Annotated in this window: 20 protein-coding genes; 16 read left to right on the top strand and 4 right to left on the bottom strand. The window is 61.3% G+C overall.

The window, feature by feature from the left end; all coding sequences use genetic code 11:
* The first annotated feature begins 160 nt into the window (after positions 1-160).
* The 9 genes from DMX12_RS04215 (at position 161) to DMX12_RS04175 (ending at position 8,267) form a co-directional block, all read left to right on the top strand.
* On the top strand, positions 161-1,519 hold the full coding sequence (locus tag DMX12_RS04215) for an amidase (RefSeq protein ID WP_110676428.1): 1,359 nt from the start codon (positions 161-163) through the stop codon (positions 1,517-1,519).
* 63 nt (positions 1,520-1,582) lie between these two features.
* Entirely contained in the window at positions 1,583-2,464 is an 882-nt protein-coding gene (locus tag DMX12_RS04210; RefSeq protein ID WP_009684840.1) for a polysaccharide deacetylase, read from the top strand.
* 56 nt (positions 2,465-2,520) lie between these two features.
* The gene (locus tag DMX12_RS04205; protein ID WP_054911555.1) at positions 2,521-3,879 is read left to right on the top strand and encodes an MFS transporter; all 1,359 of its coding nucleotides are present in this window, start codon (positions 2,521-2,523) and stop codon (positions 3,877-3,879) included.
* A 15-nt stretch (positions 3,880-3,894) separates the two neighbouring features.
* A complete protein-coding gene (locus DMX12_RS04200) occupies positions 3,895-4,656 on the top strand; it encodes an SDR family NAD(P)-dependent oxidoreductase (protein ID WP_110676426.1) in 762 nt (253 codons plus the stop codon).
* Between the two features lie 48 nt (positions 4,657-4,704).
* Positions 4,705-5,454: an SDR family NAD(P)-dependent oxidoreductase gene (locus tag DMX12_RS04195; protein ID WP_054911553.1), complete on the top strand. Its 750-nt coding sequence runs from the start codon at positions 4,705-4,707 to the stop codon at positions 5,452-5,454.
* Positions 5,455-5,462: 8 nt separating this feature from the next.
* Positions 5,463-5,762, top strand: coding sequence for a hypothetical protein (locus DMX12_RS04190; RefSeq protein WP_110676424.1), 300 nt, complete (start codon positions 5,463-5,465; stop codon positions 5,760-5,762).
* Positions 5,759-6,748 carry a GTP-binding protein gene (locus tag DMX12_RS04185; protein ID WP_047149573.1) on the top strand — a complete coding sequence of 330 codons (990 nt, stop codon included), beginning with the start codon at positions 5,759-5,761 and terminating at the stop codon, positions 6,746-6,748. Before DMX12_RS04190 ends, DMX12_RS04185 begins: the two co-directional genes overlap by 4 nt.
* Complete coding sequence (locus DMX12_RS04180) at positions 6,745-7,926, top strand: PotD/PotF family extracellular solute-binding protein (protein ID WP_110676422.1); 1,182 nt, start codon at positions 6,745-6,747, stop codon at positions 7,924-7,926. The genes DMX12_RS04185 and DMX12_RS04180 overlap by 4 nt, the downstream gene beginning before the upstream one ends.
* Positions 7,923-8,267, top strand: coding sequence for a hypothetical protein (locus tag DMX12_RS04175; RefSeq protein ID WP_009684848.1), 345 nt, complete (start codon positions 7,923-7,925; stop codon positions 8,265-8,267). The genes DMX12_RS04180 and DMX12_RS04175 overlap by 4 nt, the downstream gene beginning before the upstream one ends.
* 43 nt (positions 8,268-8,310) lie before the next feature.
* Here the strand turns inward: DMX12_RS04175 and DMX12_RS04170 are convergent, their stop codons facing one another.
* Together DMX12_RS04170 and DMX12_RS04165 are read right to left on the bottom strand one after the other, a co-directional pair.
* Positions 8,311-9,336 carry a formylglycine-generating enzyme family protein gene (locus DMX12_RS04170; protein ID WP_110676420.1) on the bottom strand — a complete coding sequence of 342 codons (1,026 nt, stop codon included), beginning with the start codon at positions 9,334-9,336 and terminating at the stop codon, positions 8,311-8,313.
* Entirely contained in the window at positions 9,333-11,009 is a 1,677-nt protein-coding gene (locus tag DMX12_RS04165) for an arylsulfatase (RefSeq protein ID WP_054911548.1), read from the bottom strand. Before DMX12_RS04165 ends, DMX12_RS04170 begins: the two co-directional genes overlap by 4 nt.
* A 365-nt stretch (positions 11,010-11,374) precedes the next feature.
* Between DMX12_RS04165 and DMX12_RS04160 the strand changes: the two genes are divergently transcribed.
* Entirely contained in the window at positions 11,375-12,613 is a 1,239-nt protein-coding gene (locus DMX12_RS04160) for an OprD family porin (protein WP_110676418.1), read from the top strand.
* A gap of 158 nt (positions 12,614-12,771) precedes the next feature.
* Positions 12,772-13,263 carry a DUF1543 domain-containing protein gene (locus DMX12_RS04155; RefSeq protein ID WP_054911546.1) on the top strand — a complete coding sequence of 164 codons (492 nt, stop codon included), beginning with the start codon at positions 12,772-12,774 and terminating at the stop codon, positions 13,261-13,263.
* 119 nt (positions 13,264-13,382) lie between these two features.
* Here DMX12_RS04155 and DMX12_RS04150 read toward each other — a convergent pair whose 3' ends face one another.
* Both DMX12_RS04150 and DMX12_RS04145 read right to left on the bottom strand, forming a co-directional pair.
* Positions 13,383-15,737 carry an FdhF/YdeP family oxidoreductase gene (locus tag DMX12_RS04150; protein ID WP_110676416.1) on the bottom strand — a complete coding sequence of 785 codons (2,355 nt, stop codon included), beginning with the start codon at positions 15,735-15,737 and terminating at the stop codon, positions 13,383-13,385.
* A gap of 125 nt (positions 15,738-15,862) precedes the next feature.
* Complete coding sequence (locus tag DMX12_RS04145; RefSeq protein WP_110676414.1) at positions 15,863-16,987, bottom strand: mechanosensitive ion channel family protein; 1,125 nt, start codon at positions 16,985-16,987, stop codon at positions 15,863-15,865.
* 209 nt (positions 16,988-17,196) lie between these two features.
* Between DMX12_RS04145 and DMX12_RS04140 the strand changes: the two genes are divergently transcribed.
* From DMX12_RS04140 to DMX12_RS04120, 5 genes are all read left to right on the top strand, one after another.
* Positions 17,197-17,910: a DUF72 domain-containing protein gene (locus DMX12_RS04140; RefSeq protein WP_110676412.1), complete on the top strand. Its 714-nt coding sequence runs from the start codon at positions 17,197-17,199 to the stop codon at positions 17,908-17,910.
* A gap of 95 nt (positions 17,911-18,005) precedes the next feature.
* Positions 18,006-18,419 carry a thiol-disulfide oxidoreductase DCC family protein gene (locus DMX12_RS04135; RefSeq protein ID WP_033690796.1) on the top strand — a complete coding sequence of 138 codons (414 nt, stop codon included), beginning with the start codon at positions 18,006-18,008 and terminating at the stop codon, positions 18,417-18,419.
* Positions 18,404-18,964: a GTP cyclohydrolase I FolE gene (gene folE / locus DMX12_RS04130; protein ID WP_009684855.1), complete on the top strand. Its 561-nt coding sequence runs from the start codon at positions 18,404-18,406 to the stop codon at positions 18,962-18,964. Before DMX12_RS04135 ends, folE begins: the two co-directional genes overlap by 16 nt.
* Positions 18,965-18,998: 34 nt before the next feature.
* Positions 18,999-19,457 carry a DUF3429 domain-containing protein gene (locus DMX12_RS04125; protein WP_110676410.1) on the top strand — a complete coding sequence of 153 codons (459 nt, stop codon included), beginning with the start codon at positions 18,999-19,001 and terminating at the stop codon, positions 19,455-19,457.
* A 151-nt stretch (positions 19,458-19,608) separates the two neighbouring features.
* Positions 19,609-20,589 (top strand): TerC family protein, encoded by a 981-nt coding sequence (locus DMX12_RS04120; protein ID WP_110676408.1) that lies wholly within the window; start codon positions 19,609-19,611, stop codon positions 20,587-20,589.
* Positions 20,590-20,601 lie beyond the last annotated feature (12 nt).

The raw sequence follows: 20,601 nt of genomic DNA, 5'->3' as shown, positions 1-20,601 counted from the left end.
ACATTTAAGAGGTTTGACCTTGCTTGGCTATCACCGGCCATCGCCAGCCCTTGGCCGACACGGATCCGCGGCATTTCTATGAATCGCTGCACAAGGTTGGCACGACGCATGCTTGTCTAAATGTACGTATTACACAAATGTACATTTAAGAGGTTTTGCCATGCGTGCCGATGCGCTTTCCCTGGCCGGGCAGTTTGCCGCGGGAACCCACGACCCTGTCACTGCGATGGAAGCGGCACTGGTGAGCGCTCAGCAGGTGCCGGCTGCATTCATCACCCTGTGCGAGGCGCGGGCGCTGCGCGAAGCGGCTGCGGCCAAGTGCCGCTGGCAAGCCGGGCAACCGTTGTCTGCCTTCGATGGGGTACCGGTCGTCTGGAAAGACCTGTACGACCTGGCCGACCACATCACCACTGCAGGCGCGAAGGTGCGCTTGCACGCGCAACCGGCGCCGCGTGATTGCGCACTGGCCACGGCGCTCAGCCGGGCGGGCATGGTCAGCGTGGCAAAGACCAACCTCAGTGAGCTGGCGTATTCGGGGCTGGGCCTCAACCCCCATTTCGGCACGCCAACCAACCCGGAGTTCGCCGGTGCCGCACGCGCGCCGGGTGGCTCGTCATCGGGGTCGGCAATAGCGGTGGCCCAAGGTGTGGCCCCTATCGCCATGTCGACCGACACTGCCGGCTCCATCCGGGTGCCGGCGGCGTTCAATGGTTTGGTCGGTTACCGCAGCAGTGCCAAGCGGTACTCATTCGAAGGGGTCACCCCCCTGGCACGGTCACTCGACTCGCTGGGGCCCATTACCCGTAGCGTGCGCGATGCCATCGTCCTCGACAACCTGCTGCTGGGCGACCGGCTTGGCATGCCGCTAGACTCCGTTGCCCTGCCCATCGCCGGGCTCAAGCTTTGCGTGGATGCGCAGCTGCTGGGTGACGCACGCATTCAGCCAGAGGTCAGGGCCAACCTTGTTGCCGCACTGGAGCGGCTGGCTGCAGCCGGCGCGGTGGTCGAGCACAAAGCTGTCCCGGCCTTCCAGCAAGCACTGGAGGTGATCGAGCAAATCGGTTGGCTGGGCGGCGCAGAGGCATTTGCCCTTTACCAAGGGCTGCTCGACAGCCCGCAGGCCGAGCAACTGGACCCCCGGGTGCGCAAGCGGCTCGAGGGCGCCCGTGCCTACCCAGCCAGCAAGCAAGTGCTGCTGTACCAGGCTGCCGAAGCACTGAAAGCACAGATCGCGCACGAGCTGGACGGGGCCTTCCTGGTAACCCCGACCGTCGGCCATGTGGCGCCACTGCTGGCACCGCTGGAAGAGGACGCAGAGCTGTTCGTTGCTACCAACCTGGCAACGCTGCGGCTGACCATGCCGGGCAGCATGTTGGACATGCCAAGCGTTGCGTTGCCAAGCGGCAAGGGGGAGGCAGGACTACCTACCAGCCTGCTGCTTTCGAGTTCGAGTGGTAATGACAAGGCCCTGCTGCGAGCTGCATTGGCGATCGAACCCTACGTGCGCGCTGGGCTTTGAGCCAGCCCACCGGGCAGGCAGCGGCGCGCCTGCAATCAATTGAATAACCAAGAGGTCGAGATAATGACAAAAGAAATTTTTGTATCGATTGGCGTTGACGTGGACGCGGTAGCCGGTTGGCTGGGCTCCTACGGGGGTGAGGACTCGCCCGACGATATCTCGCGCGGTCTGTTTGCCGGCGAAGTGGGCGCGCCGCGCCTTCTCAAGCTGTTCAAGCAATATGACCTGCGCACAACCTGGTTCATCCCGGGCCATTCGGTGGAGACTTTCCCCGAGCAGATGAAGGCGGTGGTTGAAGCGGGGCATGAAGTGGGCATTCATGGGTACAGCCATGAGAACCCGATCGCGATGACGCCGGAACAGGAAGAAATCGTTCTGGACAAGTCGATTGAAATCATCACCCGGTTGGCCGGCAAGCGGCCCACGGGCTATGTGGCGCCGTGGTGGGAGTTCAGCAACGTTACCAACGAACTGCTGCTGAAGAAGGGCATCAAGTACGACCACAGCCTGATGCACAACGATTTCCACCCTTACTACGTTCGAGTGAAGGACAGCTGGAGCAAAATCGATTACAGCCAGCACCCCGATACCTGGATGAAGCCCTTGGTGCGCGGTGAAGAGACCGATCTGGTCGAGATCCCGGCCAACTGGTACCTCGATGACTTGCCGCCGATGATGTTCATCAAGAAATCGCCCAACAGCCACGGCTTCGTCAACCCGCGCCACCTTGAAGAGATGTGGCGTGATCAGTTCGACTGGGTCTACCGGGAGAATGACTACGCGGTATTCCCCATCACCATTCACCCCGATGTGTCCGGCCGGCCTCAGGTGCTGCTCATGCTCGAGCGGCTTATCGAGCACATGAAAAGCCACCCAGGTGTGAAGTTCGTCACCATGGACGAAATCGCCGACGACTTTATCCGGCGCCAACCGCGCAAGCGTTGAGCCACTGCTTCGGTTAGCACGTTTTCAAGCGGATCCAAAACAAGAGAAGCGCCGATATGACCACTACGCAAGCCACCACCACGGCTCCTGTGACCGAGCCTGGTACCTGGAAACCGGTACAGCTGGAATCCAGAGATGTCAGATACGCAACCTGGATTGCTTTCTTCGCCTGGGTTTTTGCAGTTTACGATTTCATCTTGTTCGGCACCCTGCTGCCGGTCATGGGCGGGCATTTCACCTGGAGTGAAGCTGAACAGGCGGAAATTGCCACGTGGGTAGCGGTCGGCGGCGCTGTCGTGGCCTTCATTGTCGGGCCGCTGGTGGACAAGATCGGGCGCCGTGGCGGGATCATCTTCACCATTGGCGGCACCGCACTGTGCTCTGCGCTGACAGCGGTGTGTGCCGGCATGGGCAAGGGGCCGTTGATTGCCGTGCGTTCGGTGGCAGGGCTGGGTTACGCCGAGGAAGGGGTCAACGCTACCTACCTGACCGAGGTGTACGCAGCGTCGACCGACCCGAAACTGATCAAGCGCCGCGGCTTCGTCTACAGCCTGGTACAAAGCGGCTGGCCGGTTGGGGCGTTGATCGCAGCAGGCCTGACGGCATTGTTGCTGCCGCACATTGGCTGGCAGGGTTGCTTCATCTTCGCCGCTGTACCTGCGCTGGTAGTTGCCATCCTGGCGCGCAAGCTCAAGGAAAGCCCCCAGTTCCAGGTGCATCAGCGCATCCACCAATTGCGCAAAGCGGGCGACGAACCTGCCGCGCGCAGCCTGGCGCGCGAGTACAACGTCGACTACGACGAGCACGCCAAAGCCGGTGTTGCTGCTGCTTTCCGTGGGGCGGCCCTGCGACCGACCGTGGTCTTGAGCCTGGCGATCCTGCTTAACTGGTCGGCTATCCAGGTGTTCAGCGTGCTGGGCACCTCGGTGATCGTGAGTGTTCACAAGCTGTCGTTCGAGAACTCCTTGTGGATCCTGGTGTTGTCCAACCTGGTGGGCTTCATCGGCTACCTGGTTCACGGTTGGCTGGGTGACCGGATTGGCCGGCGCAATACCGTAGCGCTGGGCTGGATGTGTGGCGGCCTGGCGTTCTTCGCCATGATCCAGGGCCCCAGCGACCTGGTCACGGTCATCGCTTTCTACAGCCTTGGCCTGTTCTTCCTGACCGGCCCTTACTCCGCCATGTTGTTTTTCATGGGCGAGAGCTTCCCCACCAGTATCCGTGCCACAGGCGGCGCCATCGTGCATGCCATGGGGCCGATCGGCGCCATCGTCGCCGGGCTGGGGATTACCAGCGTGTTGTCCACTGGCGGTGAATGGCACAGCGCGGCGCTCTGGTTCGGCGCGCTGCCTTGCTTCCTGTCGGGCTTGATCATGCTTGCCGCCCGGCATGTCGAACCTCTTTCAGTCAAATAACCAGGAGTTGCACACATGTCTCGACCCGTAGCGTTGGTCACTGGGGCTGCCAGTGGCATTGGCCAGGCGGTCGCCGTCGCGTACGCCCGGATGGGTGTGCGGGTGATGGGCGGCTACCTGCCCGCCGACCCGCATGACCCCGCTGAAACGGAGCAGTTGGTCGCCCAGGCCGGCGGCAAATGTTCGATGATGGCGATGGACGTTACCGACAGCGCGTCACTGGATGCTATCGCCGCCGCGGCAGTCGAGCGCTTCGGTCGGCTCGATTATGCCGTGGCCAACGCCGGGCTTTTGCGCCGGGCGCCGCTGCTGGAAATGTCTGACGAGCAATGGAATGAAATGCTCAACGTCGACCTTACCGGTGTGATGCGCACCTTCCGAAGCGCAAGCCGCCACATCGGGGAAGGCGGCGCACTGGTGGCCATTTCGTCGATTGCCGGTGGCGTGTATGGCTGGCAGGACCACGCGCATTACGCAGCGGCCAAGGCTGGGGTGCCCGGGTTGTGCCGCTCCCTGGCGGTGGAATTTGCCCCCAGGGGCATCCGTTGCAACACCATCATTCCCGGCCTGATCGAAACCCCGCAATCGCTGGACAGCAAAAATTCGCTGGGCGCCGACGGCCTGGCCAAGGCGGGCAAGGCGATCCCGTTGGGGCGCGTAGGGCGCGCCAGCGAGGTTGCCGACCTGGTCTGCTTCCTGACCGGCCCTGCGTCGAGCTACATCACCGGCCAGAGCATCGTGATCGATGGCGGCCTTACGGTGCGCTGGCCTGAATAGGAAATTGCTGCGCCGCAAGCTCGCCTTGCGGCCGCGAGGAGAACAAGCATGAAACCATTGCAGAACCGCCGCGCCGTCATCACCGGCGCAGGGAGTGGCATCGGCGCGGCCATCGCCCATGCCTACGCCGATGCGGGCGCGCTGCTCGTGTTGTGTGACCGCGACCCCCAGCGCCTGGCGCTGGTCGCGAACCAATGCCGCGACCGCGGCGCGCAGGTGATCGAATCTGTCGCTGATGTGGGCAGCCGGGAGGGTGCGCAAGCCGGTGTAGATGCTTGCGTGGCAGCGCTGGGGGGCATCGACGTGCTGGTCAACAATGCCGGCATGCTGACCCAGGCCCCCTGCGTGGACCTGACCCAGGAAATGTGGGATGAAATGCTGCGGGTGGACCTGACCAGCGTGTTCGTCGCAAGCCAGCGCGCGCTGCCGTACATGCTGGCGCAGCAGTGGGGGCGCATCATCAACATCGCCTCCCAGCTGGGGATCAAGGGCGGTGCACAACTGGCGCACTATGCGGCAGCCAAAGCCGGCGTGATCGGTTTCAGCAAGTCGCTGGCACTGGAGGTGAGCAAGGACAACGTACTGGTCAACTGCGTGGCGCCAGGGCCGATTGAAACCCCGCTGGTGGAGGGGATCAGCCAGGCGTGGAAGGTTGCCAAGGCCAAGGAGCTGCCGTTGGGCCGCTTCGGCAAGGCTGAAGAAGTGGCACCGATCGCCGTGCTGTTGGCGAGCGAGCCTGGCGGCAACCTGTTCGTCGGGCAAACCCTTAACCCCAATTCCGGCGATGTAATGCCTTGAGGTGAGCCATGTGTGGACTTTGCGGCCTGATCGGTGAGGACGCCCACTGGAGCGACCCGCTGGACACGAGCCTTCCCGGCCGCCGCGAGCGCTTGCGGCGCATCGCCGCGATCAATCAGGTGGTAGCACCCTTCAGGCTCAAGGTCAGTGACGTGCAGGGTGCGTCGTATCTGGTGCAAGGCCCTACCGGCAAGCAAGGTGTTGCCGCGGGCCTGGATCAGCTCTGGCAGACCGCCGAAAGCATACTGGGGCGCACCCTTGACCCCCTGGATCCGCGAATCCTCGATCACCTGGAGGCGTCGGCATGAGCCTGCAGATCAATGTGCTGACGGGTTTTCTGGGCAGTGGCAAAACCACCTTGCTCAAGCGAGTGCTGGCCAATGCCGACATGGGCGATACGGCGGTGCTCATCAACGAGTATGGGGAGGTGGGGATCGATGACGTGCTGGTGCAGGAAGTTGCCCCCGACACGGTGTTGCTGCCGAGTGGATGTGTCTGCTGTTCGGTAAGGGGGGATCTGAAGCAAGCGCTGATCGACCTTCACGGCAAGCGTGCGCGCGGGGAGGTTCCGGCTTTTCGCCGCGTGCTCCTGGAAACCACAGGCCTGGCCGACCCCGCGCCCATTCTTGCCACGCTGCAGCGAGACCCACAACTGCGCGGCCGCTATCACGTGGGCCTGATGGTGACGGTGGTCGACGCCCAGCACGCCATGCTTCAGGAGCGGATTCACCCCGAGTGGCTGGGCCAGGTCACGGCTGCCGATCGGCTGCTGGTGAGCAAGGCAGACCTGGTAAGCGCTGCGGTGCTCGACCCGTTGCTGGCACACTTGCAAGCCCTCAACCCAACGGCATCCATCGCGTTGGCGAGCACGGTCGGGCAGGGCGATGAGCAGCTTCTGGGCGAGGGGCTGAGAAGCCTGGAGCCCGATGAGGAGGTCGCCAGGTGGCTGCTGTTTGCGCCCACCCGGCAGCCGCACCACGGCGGCGCCCAGGTGTGTGCACTGGAGTACGACACACCGCTGGACTGGCTTGCCTTCGGGGTTTGGTTGTCGATGCTGCTAAGATGCCACGGAGACCGAATTCTGCGGGTCAAAGGGATCTTGAATGTGATCGATGCTGAACAACCTATCGTCATTCACGGCGTACAGCACTGCCTGCATCCGCCTGTGCATCTTCGCCAGTGGCCAGGGCAGGCGCGGCGCTCGCGCCTGGTGATCATCGTGCGCGATCTGGATACCCAGCTGCTGCGCCGCTCGTTCCAGGCTTTTTTGCAGCGCCTGGGGCGTGCGGCATGAATGGCCCGGTCACGTTGCGGGTATTGGGCACATCGGTCACGCTGCTGGAGCCCATTCGCTTGCGCGCGGAAAAAGAACTGGGCATTCGCATCGAGTACCAGATCCACGACGTGCAGACGGTTCAACGCATTGCGTTGATGCACCCTGAACGCTATGACCTGTACGACCAATGGTTCCATAGCATGGATTTTGTATGGCCGGCCGGCGCCATCCAGCCCATCGACATCCGCCGGGTCGCCTTGTGGGACGAGATCAACGACCTGCCCAAGCGGGGCCGGCTGCACGCTGGGGATGAGCTGGCCGGCGGCAGCCTGCCCTGCGACCGGCTGTATGTTCAGCATGACCGGACCCTGGCCAACCGCCCGACAGACTGGATCAGCATGCTGCCGCTGACCCACAACGCGGACAGCTTTGCCTACAGGCCGGACCTTCTGCCGCCGGGGTTCGGTATCGAGAACGAGAGCTGGTCCTGGTTGGTTGACCCCAACTGGTGTGGGCATGTGGCGTTGCAGAGCGATGCAGCCATCGGGGCGCTGGACGCGGCACTGGCGGTGCAGGCCAAGGGGTTGGCCACGTTCGATGTGATCGCGAACCTGCGCCTGGACGAGATCGACCAGCTTGCGGCAGTGCTCATCAAGCTCCAGCGCCAAGGCCATTTCGCCGCGTTCTGGTCTGCTGACCGCGACGCAGGCAAGCTGATGCTGGGCCCCAAGGTGCACATCGAGAGTGTCTGGTCGCCTGCCTTGATGCAGCTGCACCGCGAAGGCATTCAGTACCGCCAGGCCGTGCCCAGGGAGGGTTATCGTGGCTGGTTTGGTGGCCTGTCGTTGTCCCGTGCCGTTGAGGGTGGGGTGAAGGATGCGGCCTATGCCTACCTGAACTGGTGGTTGGCAGGTTGGCCAGGCGCGATGATGGCCCGGCAAGGGTTCTACATTTCCAATCCACTGCGCGCGCGAGATCACCTGTCGGCGGCTGAGTGGGATTACTGGTACGAGGGCAAGCCAGCCCGCGAGCAGTTGCTGGGCAGTGATGGCGAACCGCTGATCGAGCCTGGGCAGCTACGCGAAGGGGGCGCCTACGCCGAGCGTGTGGGCCGTATCAGGGTCTGGAACTCGGTGATGGATGAGCATAATTATCTGGTGCGCAAGTGGGCTGATTTTTTGCGGGCGGGTAAATGAGCCGGTCGCAGACCGGCGCCAAATACCCACGCACGCCGGACGGGCGCTATTTCGTCGTCAACGGCCAGCTCTGGCGCTGCAGCAACCCTGCGCTTGCAGACGAAGCGCGCCAGCACCTGGTGGGCGCGTTGATGGAGGCGCGGCGGGCCGTGAAGCAGGCAAAAGCCTGCGACGATGCAGCCGCTTTGAAGCGGGCCAGGGCAGCGGTCAATGATGCCAAGGTTGCATTAGGCGAGCGTGGGCCGGTGTGGTGGGATGACGGTAGCCCTGATTACAACCGCTACAAGGCTACCAACACCCCTTATGCTGCCTGGTACGACCGGCTGGTGGCGCAGCCGTGAAGGCCTTTCACCGCGCCGCCAGGGCCGCGAACGGTGCCAGCGTTCAGCGCCGAACCGTTCTGAAGCCGACGTGGGAGGTGGCCATGAACACCGGCTGCGGCTGGCGTGCCGATGGCCGATAGCGCATGCAGACGTCTGCCGAGCACAGGTGTGACCCGCCTTTGATCACCGCCACCGGCACCCCTGGGTCGGCCGGGTCGTAACTGTCGGCGATGGCCGGGCCGGGTGGGTCCGGCTCGGCGTCGCGCTGGGCGTCGTGGCCCGGCCGGTAACCGCTGCGCGTCAGTTCCCAGACGTTCCCCCCGGCATCGAACAGACCAAAGCCATTGGCAGGGTAGCAACCCACGGGCGAGGTGCCGGTGAAGCCGTCCTTCGCGGTGTTACGGTAAGGGAACTGCCCCTGCCAGGTATTGGCCATGACCTTGCCATCAGGCAGTTCGGTGCGCCCCCAACTGAAGTCGGCATCGTCCAGGCCGCCACGCATGGCGTACTCCAGTTGCGCTTCGGTTGGCAGCTGGCGGCCGGCCCAGCGGGCGTAGGCCTGAGCATCTGCCAGCGTGACTTGCACAACCGGGTGGTTGCCCAAACCCTGCACACTGCTGGCTGGCCCCTGGGGGTGCTGCCAGCTTGCGCCCGGCACGAATTGCCAGCCCGGCTCGAGCACCCCTGGCCCTTGCTGAAACACCATCGCACCCGGCACGCGCAGATGCGCGGGCAGGTCGCCCGCGTCTTTCGCCGTGATCCCGCGCTCGGGGTAGGTTACGTAACCCGTAGCCTCCACGAAACGGGCGAACTGCGCATTGGTGACCGGGTGAACGTCTATCCAGAAGCGCGACACCTGCGCCTTGTGCGGCGGGCCTTCTTCATCGTAGAAGCGATCGGAACCAAAGCTGAATTCGCCCCCCGGCAGGCGCACCATACCCTCGCGCCACGGTCCTTGGCGTTGGGCAGGCAAGCCGTCGTAGTCGGTACACAACAGGACCGGCGCTGGCGCTTCAGGCCACGTAGCATACGCGCCAGCGAACACGCTGGCGGCGATTGCCGCGAAGCCCGCAACCCGTGCAATCATGGCCGCTTGGCCAAGGCCGGGCTGACTGGGCGCCCCTCGGCATCGATGGCGATGTTGCTGCGCTGGGCGTAGGCCTTCCAGTCACGCAGCATCTGCGCTACCTGCTCAGGCTGGCTGGCAGCGATATCATTGTGCTCACCTGGGTCCTTGCGCAAGTCGTAAAGGTGCCAGGTCGGTTTGCCATCGGTGGCATCCCACAGCAACTTCATCGGGCCTTTGCGCAACGAAGCATTGCCGTTGATTTCCCAGCCCAATGCTTCGTCACTGGCATGGATCCGCGTGTCTTTGCCTTGCAGGTAGTCCAGCGCCGAGGTGCCCTGAGGCGGCACGATATCGCGGTCGCGGTATTTGATGCCAGGCATCGGCGCGCCGGCCAACTGCAGCAACGTCGGCATGATGTCACGGACACTGGCCAGTTGCTCGCTGCGCCCGGCCTTGATCGTAGCGGGGTAATAGACGAACGCGGGCACGCGGATACCGCCCTGGTAGGTGGTCATCTTGTAACGGCGGCTGGGCAGGGCGCTGACTTGCGCCCAGGCTGAGCCAATCATCAGGAACGAGTTGGGGCGGCCATAGTTATCGAGGCGATTGTCGAAATTGGCCTTGATCCAATCGGCATCGACGCGCGTGGCGTTCTCCGGCCCATTGTCGGACATGAACATGACCAGCGTGTTGTCCAGCTCGCCGGTCTTGCGAAGGTGTTCTACCAGGCGACCTACTTCGGCGTCGAGCGCCGAGACCATGGCGGCATAGACCTCCATGGTGCGTGCCGACTGGCGCTTTTGCTCATCGCTCAGCGATGCCCAGCTCGGCACGCCCTCCAGTTGGGCCTGCAGCGGGAAGTCAGCCGGGATCAAGCCTGCCTTGCGTTGACGCGCCAGGCGCTCATGGGCGATCACTTCATAGCCTTGGTCGTAACGCCCGCGGTACTGTGCCAGGTAGCGGTCCGGTGCCTGCAGCGGCCAATGCGGTGCGGTGTAGGCAGCAAAGGCAAAGAACGGCTTGTTGCTGGCCTTGCCTTGGTCGATGACATCGATCAGGCGGTCGGTGTACCAGGTTGTGGAGTAAAAGTTGTCAGGTAGCTCGACCGGCTCGCCATTGTGCCGGTAGGTCGTGCTGTAATTGGGCAACTGCCCCATGTTGGCTTGCTTGAAATGTGCGGCACCGCCTTCCAACAGCACGTAGGCCTGGTCGAAACCACGATTTTGCGGTTGCTGGGCAGGCTCCATTCCAAGGTGCCATTTGCCAGCCATGTAGGTGCGGTAGCCGGCGTCGTGCAGCAGCTCGGCAAGGGTGGCAACGTTGGTGCCGAGTACGCCTTCATAGCCAGGGCGCACTACGGCATCGGCTGGCAAGCGCTTGTGGACTTCCGCCATCATGCCCAGGCCGGCCAGGTGCGGGTCGTTGCCCGACATCAACATGGCGCGGGTTGGCGAGCAACTGGGCGCGGCATGGAAGTCGAGCATCAGGCGGCCATCAGCCAGCAACCTGTCCAGGTTCGGCGTCTGGATCTCACTCCCCAGCGCGGACAAGTCGGAAAAGCCGAGGTCATCGGCAACCACCAGCAGAATGTTCGGTTGTTTGGGCGCCGCAGTAGGTGCAGGCGCCGCAACGGCTTGGCTGACACCCGCAACGAGCAGCGCGAGGGCGCCGAGAGAGGATAAGCAATTCATGAAGATGCTCTTATTGTTGTAGTGATTGGTCGCAAGGTTCAGCGCCTGCAAGAGGCTGACTGAACGCTCATAGGCTACCCATGCGGGCTCACTGCCGTTAGCCGATTAAGGCACGCGCTATCCGATTCCAGCGGATTTGTGGCACCCGCCTCGTAGACGGGCCGCCTGCTCGGATGACCGTTATAAATCCGCCGGAATTGGATAGTGCCTACGTTAATCGGCTACCGCCCTGTGTAGGCCCTCGCTAGCATCAGGCTCTGGCTTGTCGGTGGGCTAGTCGCCTTGGGTGAAATACCACAGACGCTTAATTTCCTTGGCCGTTCTGCCAGTCGGTCACCCGTATTCCGATAATAAAAACAATGAAAATGACCTTGAACGTTACAACCAAAGTGTTCGTCTGCTTGGGCGCAATTTCACTCTATGCGCCCGGCGCCAGAGCAAACTTCATCGAAGACAGCCACGGCACGATTGACCTGCGCAATATGTACGTCAACCGCGACTTGCGCAACGCCGGTAGTGCCGACCCCATGCAGGACTGGGGGCAGGGGTTCACCTTGCGGGTGAACTCGGGGTTCACCGAAGGCACGGTGGGCTTTGGCCTTGAAGCCATCGCGCAAATGGGGGTGCGCCTCGATGGCGGTCAACCCGGCAGCACCACGGGCCTGCTCGTTCTCGGTAGCGACGGCAAAAAGGAAAACGAATGGTCCGAAGCTGGGGTGACTGCAAAACTGAGATTCGCCAAGTCCCAGTTGTCGGTGGGATCGCTGCAACCGAGTTTGCCGGTCGTTCTCTACAACGACACGAGACTTCTGGCGACGCGATACACCGGTGCAATGATCACCTCCAAAGATATCGACAAGTTGAATTTCACTGCCGGCCAGTTGAGCCGGGTCAACTTGCGAGACTCCACCAACGATCAGAAAATGGCCTATGCCTACAATGGCGTCAGCGCGGGTGATTTCGACTTCGCAGGTGGCTCCTACAATGTGACCGATGCCGCCGCCGTCAGCTATTACTACGGCCGGTTGAACGACGCCTACTCCCAACATTTCGTTGGCCTGACACACAGTGCGCAGATCGCCCCGGGGACGAAGCTCCTGACGGATCTGCGGTATTTCCGCAGTGACGATGACGGCCGCGCAGTGGTGGGTGGTATCGCCAATGATTTCCTCAACGGCATGGTCACGCTCGAAACGAAGGGCCACGGTTTCAGCGCCGGCTGGCAAAAACTGTCGGGTGACGGCAACTTCCCGTTCCTGGCAGGCACCGACCCTTATTCGATGAACCTCGTCACTGCCAACTCCTTCACCAAGCAGAACACCCGGGCGTGGCAGCTCAGGTATACCTACAACTTTGCGGCCATGGGTATTCCAGGGCTGAACTTCATGACCCGCTATGTACAAGGCCGCAGTGTCGAGCAGGCGGGGGTCACTGATGGTCATGAATGGGAACGGGATACCGATATTTTCTATGTCGTTCAATCCGGCCCACTCAAGAACGTGAGCGTGCGTTGGAAGAATGCAACGCTGCGTTCAAGCAACGGGTTGACGACGGACGTGGACGAGAACCGCTTGATCATCGGTTATCAAATCGCGCTGTGGTGAGCGGCAGGTTGAGCCCGGCGCTTGCCCAGGTGGTTCCTGCCAAGGCAGGTCGTGGGTTAGAGTTCGTCTCGATAGCAGAGCATTATCGCCTGAACTGAGCCTCGCGCTTGCGGGGGTACTTCTGGCGCTCGGCGGACTTTACCAAGGTGGATGACCCGATGCTGTTCGTGGTGCTGCTTGGGGGCAAACACCCCCAGGCAAAGATTGAGGTTCACGACATTGTGTTTGCGGCCGCGGATACGCTGGAGCAGGCATACCCGCAACTGCGGGACGGTTGGTTTGGCAGCCCCAAAGGCGTGCACGTCGATGCCTGGATGGCCGTCGATGGGGTTGACAACTGGCGCGTCGAGCTCAGCCCGCTGGCGCCGTCGCCTGAATCCCTGCGGCTCTACTTCATCAACCTGGGCGGGTACGACGCCCAGGCCTTTGGCGAGGCGCACGATTATCTGCTGGTGGTCGCCAGGGACAAACGGGAGGCCATGGCAAAAGGCAAGAAACAGGCCATGGCGCACTGGTCGCAAGCACACAACGATGCAGTGCTGGATGTCGATGACTGCCTGCCCATCGACCAGGTGGGCGGGCGTTTCGTGCACCTTGTGGAGGGGCCGCATGCCGGGGTACGCAGCCGGAACCAGTACATTGTCCTTTGATAACGGTCGCGGCAGTCAGCTTGCTGGTTGAGGCATGGTCAGGCTCGTTGTGAGCAGCAGCGGGTCACGGATGACCATCGTTTCAGCCCCCTGGCTACTGGGGGCCGGTTTCAAGCGTGCTACACGACCTGATCTGTTGTGGGTACGGCGTGTGCCAGATCTTCAGCATCGGGCCGAGCATGCAAGAGCACGACAGGCACCGATTTCGCGGCGGGCACTTTGCTTCGCTTGGCATAGTGCCACAGGGGCACGAGCGCATTGGCCTCGGGGTAGTAAGCGGCGGCGCAGCCCACCGGTATGTCATAGGCGATAATCTGAAAAGGGCCTGCCTCGCGGCGAACCGTCGGTTCCACAGCTGTACGCAAGCGAACCCAGCCCCCCGGCACGAAGCCCAGGCGGACGATATCGTTGCGGTTGAGGAACACCACTTTGCGCGTGCCCTTTACGCCCCTGAAACGATCGTCGTAACCGTACACGGTGGTATTGAACTGGTCATTGCTGCGCAACGTCATCAGTTGCAGGACATCACGGCCGGCTTCGCCCGTCAGCACGTCGTCGTCTTCATCCAGCGTGCCTGGGGTAATGAACTGCGCTTTCCCTGAAGGCGTAGCCCATTGCCGCTGTGACACGCCCAGCGGGCGATGGAACCCGCCGTGCTCCCACATCCGCGTCTCGAAGTCATGGAAAATACTTGGATAAACCTTGCTGATGGCTTCACGAACCAGGGCATAGTCGTGCTTCCAGTGTGCCCAGGGAATGTCGACCGTGTCGCCCAGCGTCGCCAGGGCCAACTCTGCGATGATCGCCAACTCCGAGCGCAGCTGCTCTCCTGCGGGTTCGGCGTGGCCGCGCCAGGCGCGGATGCAGCCGGTGCTGTCTTCAGTGGTATAGGTTTGTTCGATGCCAAGCTGCCGGTCGATCTCGATCCTGCCCAGGCAGGGCAGCAGCCAGGTGCTTTCACCAGGGACCAGGTGGGTGCGATTGAGCTTGGTCGCGATCTGTACACTGAGGCTGAGCTGGGCCCAGGCGGGCTCCACCCGGCTGGTATCGGGCACGGCCCGCAGAAAGTTACCGCCAAGCCCGATGAACCCCTTCACACTGCCATTGAGAACGCCCTCGCAGGTGTCGACCGTCGCCAGGCCCTTGTGCTCCGGAATCTTGAAGCCGAACAGCGACTCGATCTTCTCCCCGGGTACTTTCGCAGGGTCCTCGGTGATGCCTACCGTGCGTTGGCCCTGTACGTTCGAGTGCCCTCTGACCGGGCAGATACCGGCCCCCGGTTTACCGATATTCCCGCGCAGCAATAGCAGATTGACCAGCATCTGCACGTTGGCTACCCCGTGCCGATGCTGGGTCATGCCCATGCCATAGACGATCATCACTTTCTCGCTGCGCGCATAAACGGTGGCCGTGGCCTCCATCGCGCTTCGGTTCAGGCCGGACCGTCGCTCCAGTTCAGCCCATGTGTATTGCTGCACACGTTCCATGAACTGGCCCAGGCCGTCCGTATGTTGTGCGAGAAAATCGTGATCGAGCACTGGCGGCTCGCCGTTGCTGTTGGCCCTTTCCTCCATTTCCAGAAGCGCCTTGGCCACCCCCATGACGGCAGCGGTGTCACCGCCGATGGCCACTTGGTGGTATTGAGTGCTGATGACTGTGGATTGCGGACCGAGCATTTCAGTGGGGGACTGGGGGTTTACAAAGCGCTCCAGACCACGTTCCCGGATCGGGTTGAAGGTGATGATCGGGACGTTGCGCTTGCGCACCTCCTGAAGCGGGTGAAGCATGCGCGGGCTGTTGCTGCCTACGTTTTGCCCGAAGAACAGAATGCAGTCGGTATGCTCGAAATCGGCCAGTGAGACCGTGCCAACCGGGACCCCGATGCTTTCCTGCAGGCCAACCGAGGTGCTTTCGTGGCACATGTTGGAACTGTCGGGAAGATTGTTCGTGCCATAGGCACGGGCGAACAACTGGTAGATGAACGATGTTTCCAGCGATGCGCGCCCTGATGCATAAAAAACGACTTCGTCGGGGCTGAGCGCGCGCAACTGCGCGCCGATGGCTTCATAGGCTTGCTCCCAGGTCACGACCTGGTAGCGATCAGTGTGCTTGTCGTAACGCATTGGGTGGGTTAACCGGCCATGCTGCTCCAGCTCGAAGTCCGACCAGCCGCGCAACTCGGTCAAGGAGTGGGCCCTGAAGAAATCGGGCGAGGTGCGTCGTGACGTCAATTCCCATGCCGTGGCCTTGGCACCATTCTCGCAAAATTCCAGGGCATGAGGATCGCCTGGCTTGGCCCAGGCACAGCTCACGCAGGCGAAACCCTTGGGCTTGTTCAGCTTGAGCAGGGCGGTTGTGCCTTTGATCAGTGCCTGCTCGCGCCAAAGGATATTCAGCACGGAGTGGGCCGACCCCCAGCCGCCCGCTGCAGAGGTATAGGGCCGAAAATGTGATGTGCCATGGATCATCTTCATGTCGACCTCGCCTTGCCATTCAGTGTGTCTAAACGCTACGAGTACTGGGGAGCCTCTAAGTTCGAAGCGATTCAAGGGGCGGCTGGGACCCCGCGCACGCAACGGGGGGCGAATGGGGTGGGCGCTCACGCGCCCCTGATGCCCAGGCCCTCGCGCGCTGGCACCGACAAGTTGGCTTCTTGCGGCAATGCGGTGACCTTGATCGCCCGCACCGGTACCGCGAACTTGGCGCCCACTTTGGAGAAGCGGTCGAGCAGGTGGAAGTTGATCGCCTGCTGAATGTCCATGTACAGGTTGTAGCCTGGGTCCTGGACGATGTATACGCACTCGAACTCCAACGCTTCCTTGCCAAAACCACGCAAATGAGCACGGTCGAAGCGCACCTGCGATTGCGCCTTGATAGCCTCCTCAACGATGCCAGGGGCTTTTTTCACTGCCTCGGTGGGCGAGTCGTAGGACAGGCCAAACTCAAACACAATGCGGCGTTCCTGCAGGCGTTTGTAGTTCTGGATCGTGCTGCTGATCATGCTGGCGTTGGCCATGACGATCTGCTCGCCACCCAGGCTGCGGATGCGTGTGGTTTTCAAGCCCACATGTTCAACGGTGCCCGCCAACGGGCCAATGACGATGAAGTCGCCGACCTCGAAGGGTTTGTCCACGGCGATTGACAGGGAGGCGAACAGGTCGCCGAGTATGTTCTGCACGGCCAGCGCCACGGCGATACCGCCGACGCCGAGGCTGGCGACGAACGCAGTGATGTTGACGCCCAGGTTGGACAGCATCGCCAGTACCACCACCGACCACAGCAGCACCCGCGCCCCCCACGCCGACAGGGTGGCCAGTGCGCTGGCCTGGGTAAGACCATCGGTGCGTTGACCCGCGAAGTAGCGATCCAGCCCCAGGCCGATGGCGCGGTTGGCCCACAGCCCGATTTGGAGGGCGGCGACCACGAACCACAGGCTGCTGACCCGTGTCAGCCAGCGCTCGGGCAGGTCGAGCATGCTCAGGCCTACCAGCAAGGACGCGAGCAGTAGCAGGGAATTGCTGGTGCCGGCCAGCACCTTGGCCAGCACATGGCTGAGCACGCCGTCGTGTTCGGCCCAGCGCCGGATGCGGTGCAGCAGGAAGCTAATGGCGGCGCGGGCGACCAGGAAAGTCGCGATGGCCACCACCATGGCCAGCAGCCAATTGAGTATGGAGATGCCGAACAAGGTAGTCTCGGTGAACAGGGCTATCAGGCGGTCATTCATGAGCAGTGGGTCTCCTGGGTGACTGGATTGATATGACGGTCTTTTCATGGGATGCCCTGACGGCGCCATAGGTCGATCGGATTTCAAAAACCGCACGGCGGCATGCTGAGTGATCGCTAGGTGAGCCAGCGCGCCGAGGGTAGCGTCCATGGAACGACAAGTGCACCTGGCGACTCCATTACAGCAACGGCGATCCATGGAGTGCCATGATGATCCACGTGGGATGCGCGGGCTGGAGCTTGCCGCGCCAGTATGCCGAGGCGTTCCCGCAGCAGGGCAGCCACCTGCAGCGCTACGCCGCGCGGTTGGGTGCCGTCGAGATCAACAGCTCGTTCTACCGGCCGCACCTGCCGGCGACCTATGCCCGTTGGGCTTGCGCTGTACCAGCGGATTTCCGCTTTGCGGTGAAGCTACCCAAGCACATCACCCACGAGTTGCAACTGGAACGCTTTGAGGCAGCGCTTGATGCGTTTCTTGGGCAATGCCAACACCTGGGTGACCGCCTTGGCTGCCTGCTCGTACAATTACCGCCATCGCTGGCCCATGATGATGGCCGGGACCGGCGTTTCTTTGAACGCCTGCGCCAGCGCCATGCCGGGCCGGTGGCGGTCGAACCCAGGCACGCCAGTTGGCAAGCGGCGCAGTCGATGCTGGTCGACTTGCATATCGCTCAAGTGGCGGCGAGCCCTTCGCGTTTTGGCGCCGACGCACAACCCGCGGGCTGGCCAGGCTTGGTCTACTGGCGCCTGCACGGCGAACCGCGCATCTACCGCAGCGAGTATTCCCAACAATACCTGCAACAGCTGGCTGCACGGCTGCGGCGCAGCCACGCTGCCGGTGCGGCTACATGGTGCGTCTTCGACAACACGGCTTCGGGTGCTGCGCTTGGAAATGCGCTGGCGCTCGAAGGGTGTCTAAGTTAGGGCATTCTGCGGCCGTCGCAACCACCTTGCCTATTGCGTATTTTATTGCTTCAGCTAACTTGTACAGAAACCTGTACATGAATGAGGTTTTGTACATGTATTGCGAGTGGCCTCTGACGCTTTACTTTGACGGGGCCTGCCCATTGTGTGCCAGGGAGGTCGCATTTCTGCGCAGGCGTTGCACGGCAGCAAAGCTCATCCTGGTTGATATCGACAGCGATGAGTTCGATCCCACACCGCTGGGCCTGACGATTGAGGAACTACGGTCCTGTTTGCACGCAAGGTTCGCGAACGGGCAGTGGGTCACCGGCTTGGACGCGACCCTGTGGGCCTGGCGTGCTGCCGGTTTGGGTTTTTGGGCAGCACCCTTGGCGTGGCGCCCGTTGCGTCCAGTGCTTTCGGTTCTTTACAAATTGTTCTGTCGCTTGAGGCCAAGTCTGGCCTGGTTACCCCATCCCGATGGCGGGCAACGTTGCAAAGGTGAGGCCTCCAAATGTCACATTCGCTAGCCGAACACTACCGTGAAATCCTTGTTGGCGTGGGTGAAAACCCGCAGCGCGAAGGGCTCCTGGATACGCCTCAGCGTGCTGCCAAAGCGATGCAATACCTATGCAATGGCTATACCCAGAGCTTGGGTGAGATCGTCAACGGGGCGCTGTTCGAAAGCCAGAATGACGAGATGGTTGTCGTTCGCGACATTGAACTGTACTCGTTATGCGAGCACCACATGTTGCCGTTTATTGGGAAGGCACATGTCGCGTACCTGCCAACAGGGCGAGTACTAGGGCTTTCCAAAGTAGCGCGCTTGGTGGACATGTTTGCCCGCCGTTTGCAGATCCAGGAAAACCTGACCAGGCAGATTGCCTGTGCCATGCAGGAAGTGACCGATGCGGCAGGGGTTGGGGTGGTCATCGAAGCCAAGCACATGTGCATGATGATGCGTGGTGTGGAAAAGCAGAACTCGGTGATGATTTCCTCGGTCATGCTAGGCGAATTCAGAGACTCGCCAACGACGCGGCATGAATTCCTCACGCTGATTGGCCGACACACCTGAAGTTTGGTTTTGAGTCGTGGAGGAGGGCGCACCCATGGGTTCAGTGTTCGATACGTTATCTCCGAGCCGCTTTACGATCCTGGGCTACGGTGGCTTGCTTCCATTTCTGGGTCTGGCACTGCTGGTTTGTTTTGGCGGTGAGTATCGAGATAACCTGGCTGAAGCGTTGGTTGGCTATGGGGCCGTGATACTGAGTTTTGTCGGGGCCCTGCATTGGGGTTTCGCGATGACGTTGCCAGCCTTGCCTGCTATTGAGCGACAACAGCGGCTTGTGTGGAGTGTCATGCCAGCCCTGATCGGCTGGGTTGCCATGTTGTTACCGGTGTCATGGGGCTGTTGGGTACTGGCTTCAGGATTTACCGTGCACTTTTGGCAAGACCGTAAACTGGCCAACTTCATGCCCGGCTGGTATATGCCTATGCGGGTACGTTTGACGGTCGTGGCGAGCTTGTGTCTGGTATTGAGTGCCATTGTCATGGCGTTCGGAAACTGAAGTCACAGAAGAAACAAATAGCAAAATTTTCCCCCTTGCAACATTTTCGCGCTGGATAAAATCTGATGGTGTGACGCCGGGCCCCTCTGACGGTAAGTAGCCGCCATGTCGGAGTCATAGTTGTTAAACTACGACTATATAGGAGGGGCTCATGTCTGCCCTTAATACGTATCTCTCCCAAGACGTGCTTGGCACTGATCTCTGGCTGTGGCTTTCATTTTTCGCTGTCGTGTTGACGCTGCTGGCGCTTGACCTAGGGGTTCTCCATCGTGGGAATCGAGAAATCGGTGTCAAGGAAAGCCTGCTCCTGTCTGCTGGCTACATCAGCATGGGCCTGCTATTTGCAGTCTGGGTCTATTTTCAGAAAGGCAGCGACGCAAGCATGGACTATGTGACTGGCTTTCTGATCGAGAAGTCGTTGTCCATGGACAACGTGTTCGTTATTGCCCTCATTTTCAGTTTTCTTGCCATTCCCAGAGAATTTCAGCACCGAGTGCTGTTCTGGGGGATCATGGGTGTCATTGTATTGAGGGCCATCATGATAGGCCTGGGCGCGGCGCTGATTACACAGTTCAGTTGGATTCTTTACTGCTTCGGCGCCTTCCTGGTATTCACGGGTGTGAAAATGCTGTTCGCTCGACTGGACCATGAGCCCGACTTGGAAAACAATCGCTTCGTCAAGTATCTGCGCAGTCATCTACGCGTGACTGACGAGTTGCACGGTCAGCATTTCCTGGTGCGTATACCTGATGGCTCCGGCAGGCGGGTAATATGGGTGACGCCGCTGTTTCTCGCGTTGATTCTGATTGAGTGCGCCGACTTGGTGTTCGCGGTTGACAGTGTTCCAGCGATCTTTGCCATCACGCAGGACCCCTTCATTGTCTATACGTCGAACATTTTCGCGATACTCGGTTTGCGCGCACTGTATTTTGCATTGGCTGCGATGATAAGCCGCTTCGCCTATCTCAAATACGCCTTGGCCCTGGTACTGGTTTTCATAGGCGCGAAAATATTCCTGCACGATATCGTTGGCAAGGTGCCTGCTGAAATTTCTTTAAGCGTTACAATTGGCCTGCTGATTGGCGGCGTGCTGCTGTCACTCTGGAAAACCAGAGCGCCGGTCAAGGTTTGAAGGCTTGCATGG

Origin of the sequence: Pseudomonas sp. MB-090624, assembly GCF_003205245.1 — a bacterium.
GTDB lineage: Bacteria > Pseudomonadota > Gammaproteobacteria > Pseudomonadales > Pseudomonadaceae > Aquipseudomonas > Aquipseudomonas juntendi.
Note: the sequence above shows the minus strand (reverse complement) of the source record. Positions and strands in the feature narration are given on the sequence as shown.

Bases quoted from the DNA above. Each gene is read 5' to 3' on its own strand.
- DMX12_RS04215 (WP_110676428.1), top strand. From the start codon at position 161: ATGCGTGCCGATGCGCTTTCCCTGGCCGGGCAGTTTGCCGCGGGAACC.
- DMX12_RS04210 (WP_009684840.1), top strand. From the start codon at position 1,583: ATGACAAAAGAAATTTTTGTATCGATTGGCGTTGACGTGGACGCGGTA.
- DMX12_RS04205 (WP_054911555.1), top strand. From the start codon at position 2,521: ATGACCACTACGCAAGCCACCACCACGGCTCCTGTGACCGAGCCTGGT.
- DMX12_RS04200 (WP_110676426.1), top strand. From the start codon at position 3,895: ATGTCTCGACCCGTAGCGTTGGTCACTGGGGCTGCCAGTGGCATTGGC.
- DMX12_RS04195 (WP_054911553.1), top strand. From the start codon at position 4,705: ATGAAACCATTGCAGAACCGCCGCGCCGTCATCACCGGCGCAGGGAGT.
- DMX12_RS04190 (WP_110676424.1), top strand. From the start codon at position 5,463: ATGTGTGGACTTTGCGGCCTGATCGGTGAGGACGCCCACTGGAGCGAC.
- DMX12_RS04185 (WP_047149573.1), top strand. From the start codon at position 5,759: ATGAGCCTGCAGATCAATGTGCTGACGGGTTTTCTGGGCAGTGGCAAA.
- DMX12_RS04180 (WP_110676422.1), top strand. From the start codon at position 6,745: ATGAATGGCCCGGTCACGTTGCGGGTATTGGGCACATCGGTCACGCTG.
- DMX12_RS04175 (WP_009684848.1), top strand. From the start codon at position 7,923: ATGAGCCGGTCGCAGACCGGCGCCAAATACCCACGCACGCCGGACGGG.
- DMX12_RS04170 (WP_110676420.1), bottom strand. From the start codon at position 9,336: ATGATTGCACGGGTTGCGGGCTTCGCGGCAATCGCCGCCAGCGTGTTC.
- DMX12_RS04165 (WP_054911548.1), bottom strand. From the start codon at position 11,009: ATGAATTGCTTATCCTCTCTCGGCGCCCTCGCGCTGCTCGTTGCGGGT.
- DMX12_RS04160 (WP_110676418.1), top strand. From the start codon at position 11,375: ATGACCTTGAACGTTACAACCAAAGTGTTCGTCTGCTTGGGCGCAATT.
- DMX12_RS04155 (WP_054911546.1), top strand. From the start codon at position 12,772: ATGCTGTTCGTGGTGCTGCTTGGGGGCAAACACCCCCAGGCAAAGATT.
- DMX12_RS04150 (WP_110676416.1), bottom strand. From the start codon at position 15,737: ATGAAGATGATCCATGGCACATCACATTTTCGGCCCTATACCTCTGCA.
- DMX12_RS04145 (WP_110676414.1), bottom strand. From the start codon at position 16,987: ATGAATGACCGCCTGATAGCCCTGTTCACCGAGACTACCTTGTTCGGC.
- DMX12_RS04140 (WP_110676412.1), top strand. From the start codon at position 17,197: ATGATCCACGTGGGATGCGCGGGCTGGAGCTTGCCGCGCCAGTATGCC.
- DMX12_RS04135 (WP_033690796.1), top strand. From the start codon at position 18,006: ATGTATTGCGAGTGGCCTCTGACGCTTTACTTTGACGGGGCCTGCCCA.
- folE (WP_009684855.1), top strand. From the start codon at position 18,404: ATGTCACATTCGCTAGCCGAACACTACCGTGAAATCCTTGTTGGCGTG.
- DMX12_RS04125 (WP_110676410.1), top strand. From the start codon at position 18,999: ATGGGTTCAGTGTTCGATACGTTATCTCCGAGCCGCTTTACGATCCTG.
- DMX12_RS04120 (WP_110676408.1), top strand. From the start codon at position 19,609: ATGTCTGCCCTTAATACGTATCTCTCCCAAGACGTGCTTGGCACTGAT.